This is a genomic window from Chitinophagaceae bacterium, assembly GCA_016710165.1.
Lineage (GTDB): Bacteria > Bacteroidota > Bacteroidia > Chitinophagales > Chitinophagaceae > Ferruginibacter.
Window position 1 is genome coordinate 652,439 of sequence record JADJLJ010000002.1, and the last position, 16,359, is coordinate 668,797.

The 16,359-nt window shown below is 43.5% G+C and carries 10 protein-coding genes; 8 read left to right on the top strand and 2 right to left on the bottom strand.

Translation table 11 applies throughout. The features are described from left to right. Positions 1–188: 188 nt before the first annotated feature. The 8 genes from IPJ02_13315 to IPJ02_13350 all read left to right on the top strand — a co-directional run bounded on the left by IPJ02_13315 (position 189) and on the right by IPJ02_13350 (position 15,347). Positions 189–1,484 carry an MFS transporter gene (locus IPJ02_13315; GenBank protein MBK7376492.1) on the top strand — a complete coding sequence of 432 codons (1,296 nt, stop codon included), beginning with the start codon at positions 189–191 and terminating at the stop codon, positions 1,482–1,484. Next, positions 1,481–3,334, top strand: coding sequence for a glycoside hydrolase family 13 protein (locus IPJ02_13320; protein MBK7376493.1), 1,854 nt, complete (start codon positions 1,481–1,483; stop codon positions 3,332–3,334). Before IPJ02_13315 ends, IPJ02_13320 begins: the two co-directional genes overlap by 4 nt. Positions 3,335–3,452: 118 nt before the next feature. Then, a complete protein-coding gene (locus IPJ02_13325; GenBank protein MBK7376494.1) occupies positions 3,453–7,085 on the top strand; it encodes a fibronectin type III domain-containing protein in 3,633 nt (1,210 codons plus the stop codon). Between the two features lie 25 nt (positions 7,086–7,110). Then, positions 7,111–7,851 (top strand): NUDIX hydrolase, encoded by a 741-nt coding sequence (locus tag IPJ02_13330; GenBank protein ID MBK7376495.1) that lies wholly within the window; start codon positions 7,111–7,113, stop codon positions 7,849–7,851. A 211-nt stretch (positions 7,852–8,062) separates the two neighbouring features. Beyond that, positions 8,063–11,062 carry a SusC/RagA family TonB-linked outer membrane protein gene (locus tag IPJ02_13335; GenBank protein MBK7376496.1) on the top strand — a complete coding sequence of 1,000 codons (3,000 nt, stop codon included), beginning with the start codon at positions 8,063–8,065 and terminating at the stop codon, positions 11,060–11,062. 20 nt (positions 11,063–11,082) lie between these two features. Beyond that, the gene (locus tag IPJ02_13340) at positions 11,083–12,693 is read left to right on the top strand and encodes a RagB/SusD family nutrient uptake outer membrane protein (protein ID MBK7376497.1); all 1,611 of its coding nucleotides are present in this window, start codon (positions 11,083–11,085) and stop codon (positions 12,691–12,693) included. A gap of 24 nt (positions 12,694–12,717) precedes the next feature. Further along, positions 12,718–13,536, top strand: coding sequence for a SusE domain-containing protein (locus IPJ02_13345; protein ID MBK7376498.1), 819 nt, complete (start codon positions 12,718–12,720; stop codon positions 13,534–13,536). Between the two features lie 20 nt (positions 13,537–13,556). Further along, a complete protein-coding gene (locus IPJ02_13350; protein MBK7376499.1) occupies positions 13,557–15,347 on the top strand; it encodes a SusE domain-containing protein in 1,791 nt (596 codons plus the stop codon). 82 nt (positions 15,348–15,429) lie between these two features. Here the strand turns inward: IPJ02_13350 and IPJ02_13355 are convergent, their stop codons facing one another. Together IPJ02_13355 and IPJ02_13360 are read right to left on the bottom strand one after the other, a co-directional pair. After that, a complete protein-coding gene (locus IPJ02_13355) occupies positions 15,430–15,942 on the bottom strand; it encodes a hypothetical protein (GenBank protein ID MBK7376500.1) in 513 nt (170 codons plus the stop codon). A 122-nt stretch (positions 15,943–16,064) separates the two neighbouring features. Further along, the gene (locus IPJ02_13360) at positions 16,065–16,319 is read right to left on the bottom strand and encodes a Smr/MutS family protein (GenBank protein ID MBK7376501.1); all 255 of its coding nucleotides are present in this window, start codon (positions 16,317–16,319) and stop codon (positions 16,065–16,067) included. Positions 16,320–16,359: the final 40 nt, after the last annotated feature.

Genomic DNA, 16,359 nt, shown 5'->3' on the forward strand with positions numbered 1-16,359 from the left:
CGTAATTACAGAGGCGGAAGAATATTTTTTTGCGGTTGGTATTTTATTGTATTTTAGTAAGTGTATCTTTTACACAATTGTTATAATCAAACAAAACGATTGCCATGCCGGAAAATCAGACTGAATTTCTTACTCATTTACCATCGGAGGATCCGAAACCAAAACTTTCGTTTAAGCAAATATTAAACATGAGTTTCGGTTTTTTCGGGATCCAGTTTGGGTTCGCACTTCAGAATGCCAATGTATCCCGGATATTTCAGACACTGGGTGCTGAAATTGATAAAATTGGTTTTTTGTGGATTGCTGCGCCAATAACCGGATTACTCGTCCAGCCGATCATTGGTTATTTAAGTGACAGGACTTGGCATCCACGTTGGGGCAGAAGGCGCCCTTTTTTCTTTATGGGAGCATTGTTTTCTTCCATCGCCCTGTTTTTAATGCCCCAATCAAGCGTATTATGGATGGCCGCTACTTTATTGTGGGTACTGGATGCCTCCATCAATATTTCAATGGAACCTTTCAGGGCTTTTGTGGGGGATAAACTGCCTTCATCACAAAGAACGACCGGGTTTGCAACACAAACCTTTTTCATCGGTTTGGGCGCAGTGATAGCTTCGCTATTGCCATATATTTTCACCAATTTCTTCAATATCAGCAATACAGCCGCCCCAGGTGTTATCAGTGATTCAGTAAAATATTCATTTTATATCGGGGCCGTGGTGTTTTTAGTTTCTGTACTGTGGACCGTCTTTACTACTAAAGAATTTCCACCCGAAAATATTGAAGCCTGGGCCCAGGAAAAATTAAAAACAAAAGGCCTGTTAAACGGGTTGAAAGAAATCACCACGGGTGTTTTCAAAATGCCATCAACGATGATGCAACTTGCCGTCGTACAGTTTTTTACCTGGATTGCTTTTTTTGCCATGTGGATCTATACTACATCAGGTATTGCAGCAAATACTTTTGGTACAACCGACAGAGATTCAAAAGTATTCCAGGATGCAGGCGATTGGGTAGGCGTGATGTTTATGGTGTATAATGGCATATCTGCCATCGCCGCTTTTTTATTACCCATACTGGCAAAAAGAATTGGCAGGAAATATACACACATGACCTGCCTGATTATAGGGGGGATTGGCTTGATCTCGATGCTTTTTATTAAAAGCCAGAATCTCCTGCTTTTGCCAATGATAGGTGTTGGATTGGCCTGGTCCTCCACCTTAACAATGCCGTATGCTATTCTTTCCGGAGCCCTTCCTGCAAATAAAATGGGATTTTATATGGGCGTATTTAATTTCTTTATAGTCATACCCCAGATACTGGCTGCAGCGATCTTGGGGTTCTTTGTAAAAAATCTGTTTCACGAGGAGAGTATCTACGCACTTGTTATTGGCGGCGTTTCAATGATCATTGGCGGTCTAATGAATTTTATTGTAAACGATAAAAGTGACGAAAAAATAATAACAATAAAAAAACCCTTATGAGAAAAATAATTTTTTCCGTTGTATTATTTCTTATCTCTTTATCAGGATTTACGCAGCATTCCGGTTATAAATGCTACCCGGGTAACTGGTGGGTAGGAATGAAGTGGAATAAAATACAGGTGATGATCCATGGCGATGCCATTGCCAATGCAGCCGGCGGGTTCACCATAAACTATCCCGGGGTAAAACTTGGGAAGGTAAATAAAGTGGAAAATCTGAATTATGTTTTTCTTGACCTGGATATTTCTGCCTCTGCAAAGCCGGGTACCATAAAAATAAAAGTGAATAAGGCAGCTTCTTCCTTTGAAATTCCTTTTGTAATAAAACCCCGCCGCAAAGGCAACGGAACTTCTTATGCCCAGGGGGTTACTTCAAAAGATTTTATGTACCTCATCATGCCCGACCGTTTCAGCAATGGGGATGAAAGTAATGACCGCATACCTGGTATGAAAGACCAGACATTGCGGAGGGATACCGTATACAACCGGCATGGGGGCGACCTGAAGGGCATACAAAATCATCTTGATTACCTGCAATCACTTGGGATTACCGCGTTATGGTTAAACCCGGTGCTGGAGAATGATATGCCGGAACGTACCGAACATGGGTATGCCTTTACCGATCATTATAAAATAGATCCACGCCTTGGCGGTGAAAGTGCTTACCGGGCTTTAATAGATGCAACCCATGCCAGGGGAATGAAAATGATCCAGGATGCTGTTTATAATCATGTTGGACTGTATCATTTTACAGTACAGGATATGCCCATGAAAGACTGGCTGAACCAATGGCCTGATTATACCAATACCAGCTACAAGGACCAGGTGCTCTTTGATCCCTATGCGAGCAGCAAGGAAAAAAAGATAATGGCCGATGGATGGTTTACCAAAATGATGCCCGACCTGAACCAGCGTAATCCATTTGTAGCGAACTTTTTGATTCAACATGCATTGTGGACGGTAGAAGAATTTGGTATTGACGGATGGCGTATTGATACCTATGCTTACAATGATCTTGCATTCATGAACCGCTGCAATAAAGCTTTGGAGGATGAATATCCAAAGCTTACCCTGTTTGGCGAAACCTGGGTGCATGGGGTGATCAACCAGGGTTATTTTGTTGAGAATAACTTCAATACGCCGTTCAAAAGCAACCTGCAGGCTGCCACCGATTTTCAGACCTTGTGGAGCATTACCGATGCCATGACAAAAGATTTTGGCTGGACAGATGGGGTGAATAAACTGTATACGGTACTTGCGCAGGACTTTGTGTATAAGGACCCGATGCGGAACGTGATCTTTTTGGACAATCATGATATATCCCGTTTCTACTCAGTGGTTGGGGAGAATACGGCTAAATATAAAACCTCCATCAGCTGGTTACTAACCTGCCGGGGTATTCCTCAATTCTATTATGGCGGAGAAATAGGAATGACTGGAGTTACAAGTCCCAATGATGGGTATGTACGCCAGGACTTCCCGGGAGGTTGGGCTTCTGACCCGGCCAATAAATTTACCCATAGCGGACGAACCGGGAAAGAAAGGGAAATATGGGACCATGTAGCCCGTTTGGCAAATTACCGCAAGGGGTCATCGGCCCTTACAACCGGCAGGATGATGCAGTTTGTTCCTGAGAACGGGATCTATGTTTATTTCCGCTACGATGATAAACAGACCGTAATGGTAATCATGAATACGGCAAAAGAAACAAAAAGCATAAACCTGAAGCGGTTTGAAGAAAGAACAAAAGGCTTTTCACAGATGAAGGATATTTTTACAGGCACCGTCTCCGGCCTGTCGGATATCACCCTTGATTCCTATGCCAGTGCAGTTTACGAATTGGTAAGATAGCTACCCGATCCTGGTATTATTACTGTCGTTTTTTAACAGGCAAACTGGTAGCCCGGAAGGATTTATTTTGCAATTATAAAAATAATGTGTTTATTTTACACATTAAAACGATTGCGCCTTGAAAAAGATTTTCCTCTTTGCAGCTGTATTATTTATCAGTACCCTCACTTATTCCCAAAGGTTATTAAGCTGGACACCTGAGTTTCCTGAAGAGAATTCTACGTTGGCAACAATAGTGGATTGTACCAAAGGCAACCAGGGATTATTGAATTTTGAAGGGGGGAATTCCGGCAATGTATATGTGCATGTGGGCCTGATCACCAGTTTAAGTACGGGTCCTTCTGACTGGCGCTATGTAAAATTTACATGGGGTACTGCAGATCCTGCTGCAAAAGCAACTCCGCTGGGCAGTAATAAATACCAGTACAACATTACCAATATCCGAACTTTTTTCGGTGTTCCGGCAGGAGAAACAATTAAAAAGGTCTGCATTATTTTCAGGAATGCAAGCGGAAGCCTTAAACAGGTAAATTCTGATGTCAGCGACATGTACCTGCCGGTATATGGAAATGGAGAATATGCCGTGCGGATAAATCTTCCTCCATTTGAACCACGGTATATCCCCTGGATAGAACCCATTAATGTGAATGTAGGTGGTAGCTTAAGCATTACCGGTGTGGCATCTGCCAATTCAAGCCTGGTGTTGAAATTAAACGGGAATATAATTCAGACGGCGACAAACGCCAACAGCATTTCTGCCACGCCAACCATTTCAACGGCATGTGCGCAGCAGGTTTTTCTGGAAGGCAATAATGGCACAATTACGGTAAAGGATTCATTCAGCTTTTACATTCCACCAACCACTACGGTAGCTCCCTTGCCGGCCGGTGTACAGGAGGGGATCAACTATCTTCCGGGCAATACATCGGTAACACTGGTACTATATGCTCCCGGCAAGAATAATGTGGTTGTGATCGGTGATTTTTCAAACTGGGCGGTTTTATGTGCCAACCAGATGAACAAGACTTCTGATGGTAATTATTTCTGGATGACCATTGCCGGCCTCACCCCGGGTACAGAGTATGCTTACCAGTATCTGATTGATAACAGCATTAAGACGGCCGACCCCTATGCGCAGAAAGTGCTGGACCCCGATAATGATGGCTTTATTGATGCCGTAACTTATCCCAATCTCAAGCCATATCCAACCGGGTTGACCACCGGGATAGTCAGTGTGTTGCAAACGGCAGAGCCACCATACAACTGGCAGGTGAATAATTTTATCAAGCCCGATAAAAGGAACCTGGTCATTTATGAACTGCTGATCCGGGACTTTACTGCACAACACAGTTACCAGTCTCTGATCGACTCTTTACAGTATCTGAAAAATATAGGCATCAATGCCATTGAACTGATGCCCATCAATGAATTTGACGGCAATGAAAGCTGGGGATATAACACCTCATTTTATTTTGCACCGGACAAATATTACGGTACAAAGAACAAACTGAAGGAATTTATTGATAAATGCCACCAGAACGGGATCGCTGTTATACTGGATGTGGTTTACAATCATTGTACAGGCAATGCACCCCAGGCAAAAATGTACTGGGATGCTGCCAACAACCGTCCGGCAGCAAATAATCCCTGGTTAAACCAGACGACGCCACATGCATACGCATTCTTTAATGACTTTAATCATACATCTCCTGCCACACAATACCTTGTACAGCGTTCTTTAAATCATTGGTTGGCGGAATACAAGGTGGATGGTTTCAGGTTTGATCTTGCCAAAGGTTTTACACAAACACAAAGTAACACAACAACCATCGAAAACTATGATGCCACACGTGTGGCAAATCTTAAAAGATATTATGATGGCACTATCCCGGGTCACCCCGGTACTTATATGATATTGGAATTTCTTGGTACCCTTCCCAGCCAGGAGGAGCAGGAATATGCAGCACATGGATTCATGCTTTGGGGAAATAATAATGCTGTGTACAATCAGTGCACCATGGGCTATACATCCAATTCCGATATTTCACCGGTTGTTTACAACGATCCAAAGAGAGGGTTTAATAACCCGGCAGAAGTTGGTTATATGGAAAGCCATGACGAAGAAAGGACCATGTATAAGAACATAACGCTTGGTAATTCATCCGGCAGCTATAATGTTAAAACGCTTTCCACGGCTTTGGCAAGGGAAGAAGCTGCGGCTGCTGTATTTTTTACCGTACCCGGTCCTAAGATGATCTGGCAGTTTGAAGAAAGGGGATATGATGTTCCGCTGAATTATGGGGGCTCCAACGTGGCTAATAAACCTCCCCGTTGGGAATATATGACCGTACCCGAAAGACGGCACTTGTATGATACCTATAAAAGCATCATCGATCTGCGCCTGAACAACCCGGCTATTTTCAACAGTACATCTTTTACTTATGATTTTTATAACAATGGAGGGTTATACAAATTATTCCAGGTTGCAGATCCCGGCAACGGCGGATTAAAAGTTACCGTAGTTGCTAACCTGGATGTTGTTACACAATCCAGGTCTGTAACATTCCAGGCCACTGGCAACTGGGTAAATTATATCAGCAATGGTAGCGGATCCGGCATCAATGGTGCAACCGGTACAGTTTTTTCATTAACAGCGGCCACTCAAACCATCAGCCTGCAACCCGGCGAATATCATATTTACGTTAGTGTGCCGGCCTGTGCCGCAGCTGCTCCGGTGGCAAACACCCCCATTAACTATTGCCAGGGTTCGGCTGCAGTGCCTTTATCTGCAACGGGTACAAATTTGTTATGGTACACTACAGCAACGGGAGGCACCGGCAGTACAACTGCGCCAACGCCATCAACTGCTGCAGCCGGAAGTACAACCTATTATGTAAGCCAGACGATTGGTTGTGAAAGCCCACGTTTCGCAATTGTAGTGAATGTATCTGCTGCCACGCTTCCTCCCATTGTAACCAGCCCTGTTACATATTGCCGTAATTCTGTGGCGGTCCCACTCACGGCGGCAGGCACAAATCTATTGTGGTACACTACCGCAACCGGCGGAACAGGCAGTGCAACTGCACCAACCCCATCTACAGCCACAGCAGGCAGTACTACCTATTACGTTAGCCAGACACAAAGTTGCGGAGAAAGCCAGCGGGCAGCCATCACGATCGTGGTTACACCTACGCCACCGGCACCTGCTGGTTTAAGTGTTACGGGCATCACCACCAATTCAGCTGTACTGAACTGGACAACAAGTCCCGGAAATTTTTATACGGTAGATTTTAAACCGGTAACCTCGGGTGTGTGGATCAATGCTGCCACTTCCGTCACTGCTGGTTCCATTGTGATTTCCAATCTCACCCCGGGTACCGTATATGACTGGAGGGTAAGCGTAAATTGTTCAAACATTCCCGTGAGCAATTATACCTCGGCTCAATTCACCGTTAATAATTATAATAGCCAGATAACCAATATTAAGAATGGTTTCGGAATAAAGATATCTCCCAATCCTGTCAACGAAAATGCATCGGTAGATTACATCGTTCCTGGTTCAGGAGAGGTAAATATGACAATCTTCAATGCATACGGGCAGCGTATGAAAACGATCTTCAGTTCAGTACAGGTAGCAGGACAATACAGGCTTTCTGTAGCCGGTCAGTTTATGGCCTTGCCAGGAGGATGTTACTTCCTTCGGTTAGAACAAAATGGAAAAGGTTATTTTGTCAGGTTCATTAAAAAATAATTTCAGAGAAACAAAAAGTAAGATTATGGCATCAGTAGCAAATGGTAAACAGGTAAATCACATCAAAAGCCTCCAGGCTATTCAGACAGAAGTGCAAAACAGTATTCGTATTGCCTTGTCAGTTGATTGTGTGATTTTTGGGTTTGATGAAAATAAATTAAAGGTCTTGCTGATACGCAGCGACCTTAAAAAATACCAGGGTAAATGGTCTTTGCTTGGTGACCTGGTGGGTGAAAAGGAGGATATCCATGATGCGGCATACCGCATATTGAAACAGCGTACCGGCCTGGACGATGTTTACCTTGAGCAGGTACATACTTTTGGGGCCGTACGCCGCCATCCTGCCGGCCGTGTGGTTACTGTAGCCTATTGTTCCTTAATAAACGTACAGCACCACAAACTCAAGATACTGGATAATGAACTTCACTGGCATGATGTGCAAAGTATTTCTGACCTTGCATTTGATCACCAGGAAATATTCCAGGCATGTTATAACTGGTTGCAAAAAAGGATCCAGGAGCATCCCCTGGGATTCAACCTTTTGCCCAAAAAATTCTCATTGCGTGACCTGCAGAACCTGTATGAAGCAATTTTGGACACCAAAATGGACCGGCGCAATTTCCGTAAGAAATTCTTTGCGATGGACTTCCTTATTGATGTGGACGAAATGGAGCAGGATGTACCCCACCGGCCCGGTAAACTGTATAAGTTCAACTTTGAAAAATACGAGCGGAAAAAGAAAAAATGGGTGGGGATTGATTTTTAAAAATGCTGCCCGGCCGGGGTTTTAGTACCAAATGGCTGAAAACCAGTGGAACAATGAAACGGTTAATTTTCCGGCCAGGCTTCAGAAAAAATAATTAACAAAAAATTGTTATTAACAAAAAAAACTTTACTTTGTGTAAGTTTTACACATTTTAAGTGTGTACTTTCTACGCAAAGTGATTGCTAATTTTAAAAAACGAAATGCTTGTTTTATGAGAAAAAGTATTAGAAAAGCCCTCTGCATTTTTTCCTTTCCTCTTTTAATGTTGTTACTTCCTGCTGCTGCATTTGCACAAAATGTGGTTACCGGTAAAGTGACGGACTCTAAAGATGGTTCACCTGTTGCCGGTGTCACCGTAACAGTAAAGGGAAGTAAAACAATTACCCAGACCGCCGGTGATGGAACTTTCAAGATCACTGCACCGGCCGACGCAACACTGGTATTTACCTCTGTTGGGTTTGCCACGTACGAGGCCGCTGTTGGAGGAAGATCTTCGGTGGAGGTAAGTTTTGTCCAGGTTAACCAGCAATTGAACGAAGTAGTGGTGGTTGCTTATGGAACAAAACGGAAAGGCGACCTGACAGGCTCGGTAACTTCTGTAACTGCCAAAGATTTCCAAAAAGGGGTTGTTAACTCATCCGAACAGTTACTGCAGGGTAAAGTTGCAGGACTGGAAGTTACAACCGGTGGTGGATCACCAGGTGGCGGCAGCAGGATACGCATCCGGGGTGGCGCTTCACTGAATGCCAGTAATGATCCGTTGATCGTTATTGACGGAGTTCCTGTTGAAAGCAACGGGATAGCCGGGTCTGGAAATCTTTTAAACAGCATCAACCCTGATGACATCGAATCAATGAGCGTATTGAAAGACGCTTCTGCTACGGCGCTATACGGTTCCAGAGCATCCAATGGCGTGGTGATCATTACGACCAAGAAAGGATCTAAAGGGAAAGTGCGGTTTAATTTCAATACAAAATTATCTACCGGAATCGTTGGCAAAACAGTGAAAGTGCTTTCAGCTGATGAGATCAGGAACATCATTAATACAGATGGGAATCCAACCTACACGAATATATTGGGAAATGCAAACACCGATTGGCAAAAAGAAATTTACCGTCCGGCTTTCGGATGGGACAATAATATCAGCGCCAGCGGTGCTATCCAGAATATTCCGTTCAGGGCCTCCCTGGGTTATTTAACACAGGATGGTATCTTAAAGACAGATAATTTTCAACGCATCAGCGGATCTTTGAATCTTACTCCTAAATTCTTAAACGATCATTTAAGTGTTAACCTGGCCATTAAAGCCAGTCGCACCCATAACAACTGGGCTGACCAGGGGGCCATCGGTTCTGCCATCGCATTTGACCCTACCCAGCCGATCAATGCTTCATCCGGAAAATTTGGTGGCTATTATGAATGGCTTGATATCAACAATGATCTCATTGGCCTGGCTACCAGGAACCCGGTGGCCTTACTGAATCAAAGGGACAATACCTCCAATGTTAACCGCCTGGTTGGAAATATCCAGTTGGATTACAAGATACATTGGTTCCCCGACCTGCATGTATTATTTAACTTCGGCATTGATAATTCTAAAGGAAGCGGTAATGATAATATAGATTCCGCAGCTGCAACCAATTTCAGGACCGGGGGAAGAAAAACCTATTATGAGCAGGGTAAAACGAACACCATTACCGATATCCAGTTATTTTATACGAAAGAACTGAAAAAGCTGAATACCAAAGTGGATGTACTGGTTGGACACAGTTACCAGGATTTCATTACCAATGTCAAGAACTTTGCTTCTTTCAGTTACCGGGCAATTGCCGATCCCACCAACCCGCAAAAGAAAGATACCATTGCCGGTACTGAACCTGTATTCCTTACAGACAAACCGGAGTATCGCATAGAATCTTACCTGGGCAGGGTGAATTTATCAGTAGCCAATAAATACCTGGTCACCGCCTCTTTGCGCAGGGATGCCAGTTCTAAATTTTCTAAGGATAACCGGGTAGGTTATTTTCCAGCCGTAGCTCTGGCTTGGAAATTAAAAGATGAATTCTTAAGGAATGTAAACCTGGTGAATGAATTAAAACTACGGTTTGGATGGGGTACCACCGGGCAGCAGGATGGGATTCCCTATTATTCCTATCTTCCTTATTATGCCCGTAGCAATTCTGCTGCTCAATACCAGTTTGGCAATACATACTACAGCTTTTTACGTCCATCGGCTTATGATCCCGACCGTAAATGGGAAAGTACGAACACTACCAACATAGGCATCGACTTCGGGATACTGAATAACAGGATCTCCGGTACGGTGGATTATTACGTTAAAAAGACAAAAGATCTTTTGAGTGTGGTGCCTGTAGCTGCCGGAGGTAACTTTAATATCGAATTGCTTACCAACGTTGGTAATATGGAAAACAAGGGTATTGAGATCACCCTGAATACCGTGCCCATCAGGAAGTCAAACCTGACCTGGGAATTCGGCGGTAATTTTACATACAATACCCGGAAGATCACCAACCTGTTGAAACAGCAGGATCCCAACTTTAAGGGAATTGAGGTAAGCGGGATCTCCGGCGGTACTGGAAATAATATCGGCAGGTTCAATGTTGGGTATAGCCCCTTTGCTTATTTTGTTTACAAGCAGGTGTATGATCCAGGTACCGGAAAGCCCATCGAAGGACTGTATGAGGACATAAACCGGGATGGCGTAATTGATCAAAACGACCGCTATTATTATAAAAAACCGGGAGCAGATGTATTTTTCGGGATAAATACACAGGTTGTTTACAAGAAGTTTTCATTAGGTGTAACCGGGCACGGGGCTTTAGGAACCTATTTGTATAACAATTTCAACTCCAATAACGGGGTGTTAAGGGCAATAAAGAACCCGATAAACTTTATTGGCAATGCATCTGTTAACTACCTGGAGAGTGGTTTTACCAACAATCAATACCTGTCTGACTATTATATAGAGAACGCTTCTTTCTTCAGGCTCGACAATATCAACCTGGGTTATAATGTGGGTAAGATACTGAAGAATAAGGCCAGTTTGCGCATCGCTGCAAGCATCCAGAATGTATTTATCATTACTAAATACAAAGGGCTGGATCCGGAAAATTCAAATGAAACCGGGGTGGATAACAATATTTACCCAAGGCCACGGACATTCTCTTTAGGATTTAATTTAGATTTTTAATAAAAAAAACAACGATTTATATGAAAAATAAATTAATTAAATATTTGGCGGGTATGCTGGTTCTGGCGGTTGTTGCCGGTTCATGTGCCAAGAAACTGGATCTGTTCCCGGTAAACGACCTTACGCCTGAAAAAGCGTTTTCAACAGCAGCCGGGTATAAAAGTGTACTGGCAAAAATATACGGAACACTGGCTATAACCGGAAATGCCGGCCCGGCAGGTAATCCCGATATCAGCGGGGGACTTGACGAAGGCTCACAGGTTCCCTATATAAGAATGTTCTTTAACTGCCAGGAATTACCTACAGATGAAGCGGTGGTTGCCTGGAATGATCAGACCATTCATGATTTTCATAACCTGAGATATACCAGTGCTGATCCTTTTTTGAAAGGGATCTATGCCAGGCCCATTTACAATATCACATTGATAAATGAATATATGCGGGAGAGTACCGATGCGAAACTGGCAGAAAGAGGAATCAGCGGTGCAGATGCGGCAGAAATTAAAAAATCAGTTGCTGAAGTACGTTTTTTACGTGCCTTCAATTACTGGATCATGATGGATCTTTTCGGTAAGTCAACTTACATCACCGAAAACGACCTGATCGGAACAACGTTACCAAAGGAGATAAACCGTGGCGACCTGTTCCTTTACATTGAGAAGGAGCTAAAAGCAATTGATGCCGATCTTGCTTCGGCAAAAACAATTGAATACGGAAGGGTTGACCAGGGAGCTGCCTGGGCCTTGCTGGCAAGAATGTACCTGAATGCGGGAGTTTATACCGGCACAGACAGGTACACCGATGCCATTACCTATGCCAAAAAAGTAATTGGTGCCGGTTACTCTTTATATTCAGGTTACCCACGGGTATTCATGGCGGATAATGATAAGGCCAAAGATGAATTCATGTTTGCTGTTAATTGCGATGGCCTGCGTACAAAAGGTTATGGTAATACAACATTCCTGGTTCATGCCCCCTGTGGTGATGAAATTGCTGATTATGGAATAATTGAAGGATGGTACGGTTACAGGGCTACTTCTTCATTGGTGAACCTTTTTTCTGATCCGACCGGGGCAACCGATAAACGGGCCATGTTCACTACTTCTAAATATGGAACCAGCCCGGCCCAGTTGCAGATCACAGACATCAGTAATTTTAACCAGGGGCCGCACGTAATGAAATATGTGAACAAACGTTCTGACGGAGCCCCGGTATCAGATGCTACCAAATATTTTTCGGATATTGATTTTCCTGTGTTTCGTTTAGCAGAAATGTACCTGATCTATGCAGAGGCAGTTTTACGGGGTGGTGCCGGCGGCGATGCAGCTACCGCGGTAAATTATATCAACATCATCCGTACCAGGGCTTATGGGAATAGCAGCGGCAATATTTCAGCCGGACAACTGAACCTGCAATTTGTTCTGGACGAGCGGGCAAGGGAATTGTATTGGGAAGGCCATCGCCGGACAGACCTGATCCGTTACGGAATGTTGACGACCGGAACTTATTTGTGGCCATGGAAGGGCGGCGTATCATCCGGTACAGCGGTGGATTCAAAATATAATTTGTTTCCGATCCCGGCGTCCAATATCGTGGCAAATCCTAACTTAACGCAAAACACCGGGTATTAATCTGAATAATTAAAACTGTTTTATATGAAAAATGTAATAAAATTATTTTTTACAATGTTCTTTTCGGCAGGCCTGCTGGTTTCCTGCAAGAAGGATGAGAATAAAGTTTATTTTGAAGGAGGTACCAACCCTGTACTTGCTGTGTCATCTGCTGCCAATCTTTTCCTGGATAGCACAAAAAAGAATACCATTGCGCTGACATTTAACTGGTCAAATCCCAATTACCGGTTTAATACAGGAGTAAACTCACAAAACGTGACCTATATTTTCCAGGTAGATACGACCGGTTCAAACTTTACCAATCCAAGCATCCAGGAAGTTTCTATAGCGTCAGACCTGAGCATCGCATTTACCGTTAAAGAGGTAAATACTTTTTTGAATAAATTATTACTTCAAAGGGATGTGCCGCATAATATGGAATTCAGGATCAAGTCAACGATAAACGGAGCAGTACCCTTGTACTCCAATGTAGTTAAGATAGTGATCACTCCTTACCTGGATGTTGCCGTTCCTTTACCTCCAACCGGAGATCTGTATATTACCGGAGATGGTACGCCAAGCGGCTGGACAAATAATCCACCAGCGACTCAGAAATGTACCCAGTTAAGTTTAACAGAATATACCATTACAATGAGTTTTACATCGGGTAAGTATTATAAATTCCTTTCTACCTTAACACAATGGCAACCCCAATATGGTGGAAAAGATGCCAATGGCGGTGACTTCAGTGCGAATATGGGTGGAGGATCCGACCCGGATGCAATTCCCACTCCAGCTGTTGCAGGAAACTATAAGGTAACCTTGAATTTTGTCACAGGTAAATACACTGTTGTAAAACAATAATGAATTCTAAAATTTTAAAAATGAAACATATTTTAAAAATATTTGCGGCAGTGACCACCATTATCGGGTTTACTACCGGCTGTAATAAAGTAGACAACCTGAAAAAGGTAGAGGCATTACCTGTTTACCAGGCAGGTGTTTCTCCGATATTAAGCAGTTCGCTTACTGCGGTAGCACCTGGTATTGCCGACACCAACACCGCAGTGATCACTTTTTCATGGACAGATCCGAAATACGGGACCGACCTTGTCAACACCAAATATATTCTTACGATCGATTCAACCAATAAGAATTTTGGTGCAGTGAATAATACGAAAACGGTAACAGGGGTCTTAAAGACAACCATGACGGGCAGGGAGTTGAATGCGCATTTATTGAACCTTGGCTTTAAAATAGGAGTTGCCCAGAGTATTGACCTGGTGCTGACCTCTTCGTATAAAAATAATAATGAAAGATATCTTTCCAATGTGATCACCGTGAAAGTTACTCCTTTTGCTGATCCGTCCAGGCTGGTTACTCAAAACACTTCGGTGGTATGCACATTGCCAAATGCTGCTTTGCCATCCAATGCTTTTTGGTGGACCCCCACGTTCACCGGGTATACAGGAACAATAAACTATACATTGCAGTACGACTCAGCAGGTAAGAACTTTGTTGCGCCTATTGAAATTCCGGTTGGAGCATCCATATTGAGCAAGGGACTTACCCAGGGAGAAATGAATGCTACGGCATTGAATTCCGGTATACCAGGAGGCAATACCGGTACAGTGGAATATCGTATCAAGGGAGTTACACCGAATGGAACAACGATGTATTCAAATGTTGTAAACGTATCGATCCAGAGTTATGTACCCATTTTAAGGGTATACCTGCCCGGTGGATACCAGGCGTCAACCGGAAACGGGAATGACTGGGATCCAGGTACTGCTCCTGAATTGATACGGGACCTGCGTGCGGTAGTATTTAATAAAATGTACTACACCTATATTTATTTACCTGCCGGTGCCCAGTTTAAAATTACAGTGGGCAGAAGCTGGAACATAAATTATGGCGGTACCGGTGGTATCTTATCTGCCGGTGGTGCAAACCTTACAGTTGCAACTGCGGGCTACTACCGCATTTCTGTTAATATCAGTGCATTAAAATATGATATAAAGGCTGGAAGAATGGGCTTCGTAGGAGGTGCTACCGGTGCAGGATGGAACCCTCCGGGTGTATTCCCGAATTATGCGTTGGGAAATTCAGGGACCAACCTGTTTGTAGGACTTACAAACTTTACAACCGGCGGGTGGAAATTAATTGACAACGATGCCTGGAACAGCGGAAGCAATGCTGTTGACGAAACCAGGAGTTACGGTACACCAGGTGGTGACGGAAGCACACTGGAAACGAATGGCGCTAATTTCAATGATTATCCAAGCGCAGGCCGTTACCGGGTTATCTGGGACGGACGTGACAGGAATAATGTAAAATACTTTACCAGTTCAGGTACAGAAATGAGAGTGGTAGGTGATGGCATGAACATGCCGGGTGTGAACGATTGGGATCCGCCAACCTCTCCGCAAATGACCTATACGGGAAATGGTATATGGACCATATCTGTTACCCTCAAAGCAAATAAGGATATAAAATTCCTGGCAGGTAATGCCTGGGGCGCTTTTGATTATGAAGATAACAGCGGCGGAAGCCAGGCAACCGGAACACCTAGGCCTATTAAGTGGGAGGGTGGCTCGAATTTTAAAACACCGGCAACGGCTGGAACATACACAATTACCTTGAATGAGAACCTGCAAACAGTAACCATTAACTAATCAGCAAGTCCATTATTCTAAAAAGGAAATGCCATCCGTCTATCGTTGGATGGCATTTCTTTTTATGTCAGTTCATTTTTAATTATGCTCTCAGTGCAACCTTAAAAGCAAGGCTGAGGTAAGTATAATAACTACCGGGCAGGTCTTCGGATGCTGCAGCCCATTCTTGGCCTCCATTGTATGGTAAATGGCCAACGCTACCGGCGGCTTCACCCACACCGATCAGGCCGGTTTCGCTTTTTAAACGGAAGCCATAGGTCATTCCCTTCTGAAGACGTAATCCTTTAAGTGGAAAAGATATCCATTTGCCGGTGTCCAGGTTATTGAATTGAACCTGTGAGGCCCCCAGCACAGGCCCCCATGTCCTGTTTTCAGCATCAAATGCATGAATGGTCAGGTTAACCGGACCGCTGGTTGTTACATGAGCCGAAAAGATCTCGATGCAGTCCAGTTCTCCTTCTGAAGGACAAAGAAATGTCTGGCCACTTACCCTGTTCTTGGTTTCTCCCTTCCAATGGCCTATCCAGGAGGTTGCATTGTTGGTAACTTGCTGAACGACAGCCCTTAAATGAGATTTTGAATGATTAGTTTCCATAAGGTTATTTTTTTTAATGAGTGAATACCTGGGGGTTACAGGATTGAAAATTCTTACAGATAGTAACTTAAATGGCTATTGAAATATTGTATGAAAGCGGGAGTATTTACCTGCTGAAACTGTTAAAATCTGAAATAGACAAACAGCCTGCCGAAGTTCTTGCTGTCATTTTCAATGCGATGATATAGTGGTTTGATATGTGGCTGCTGCAGGAAACGCTCTACCTTTTTCCGCAATTGCCCGCTTCCTTTCCCCGGTATTATCTCCACTTCCCGTATCTTTTTATCAACCGCATCGTTAAATGCCTGTTGCAAGGCATTGTCAATGGCCTTGCTGTTATTATAGATATCATGAAGATCAACTTTAATACGGGCCATCTATTAATTAAGAATTAAAAATTATAAATTAAGAATTGAA

Excerpts from the sequence above, each read along its gene's own strand:
- IPJ02_13315 (MBK7376492.1), top strand. The coding sequence starts at position 189 with ATGAGTTTCGGTTTTTTCGGGATCCAGTTTGGGTTCGCACTTCAGAAT.
- IPJ02_13360 (MBK7376501.1), bottom strand. The coding sequence starts at position 16,319 with ATGGCCCGTATTAAAGTTGATCTTCATGATATCTATAATAACAGCAAG.
- IPJ02_13355 (MBK7376500.1), bottom strand. The coding sequence starts at position 15,942 with ATGGAAACTAATCATTCAAAATCTCATTTAAGGGCTGTCGTTCAGCAA.
- IPJ02_13350 (MBK7376499.1), top strand. The coding sequence starts at position 13,557 with ATGAAACATATTTTAAAAATATTTGCGGCAGTGACCACCATTATCGGG.
- IPJ02_13330 (MBK7376495.1), top strand. The coding sequence starts at position 7,111 with ATGGCATCAGTAGCAAATGGTAAACAGGTAAATCACATCAAAAGCCTC.
- IPJ02_13335 (MBK7376496.1), top strand. The coding sequence starts at position 8,063 with ATGAGAAAAAGTATTAGAAAAGCCCTCTGCATTTTTTCCTTTCCTCTT.
- IPJ02_13320 (MBK7376493.1), top strand. The coding sequence starts at position 1,481 with ATGAGAAAAATAATTTTTTCCGTTGTATTATTTCTTATCTCTTTATCA.
- IPJ02_13345 (MBK7376498.1), top strand. The coding sequence starts at position 12,718 with ATGAAAAATGTAATAAAATTATTTTTTACAATGTTCTTTTCGGCAGGC.
- IPJ02_13340 (MBK7376497.1), top strand. The coding sequence starts at position 11,083 with ATGAAAAATAAATTAATTAAATATTTGGCGGGTATGCTGGTTCTGGCG.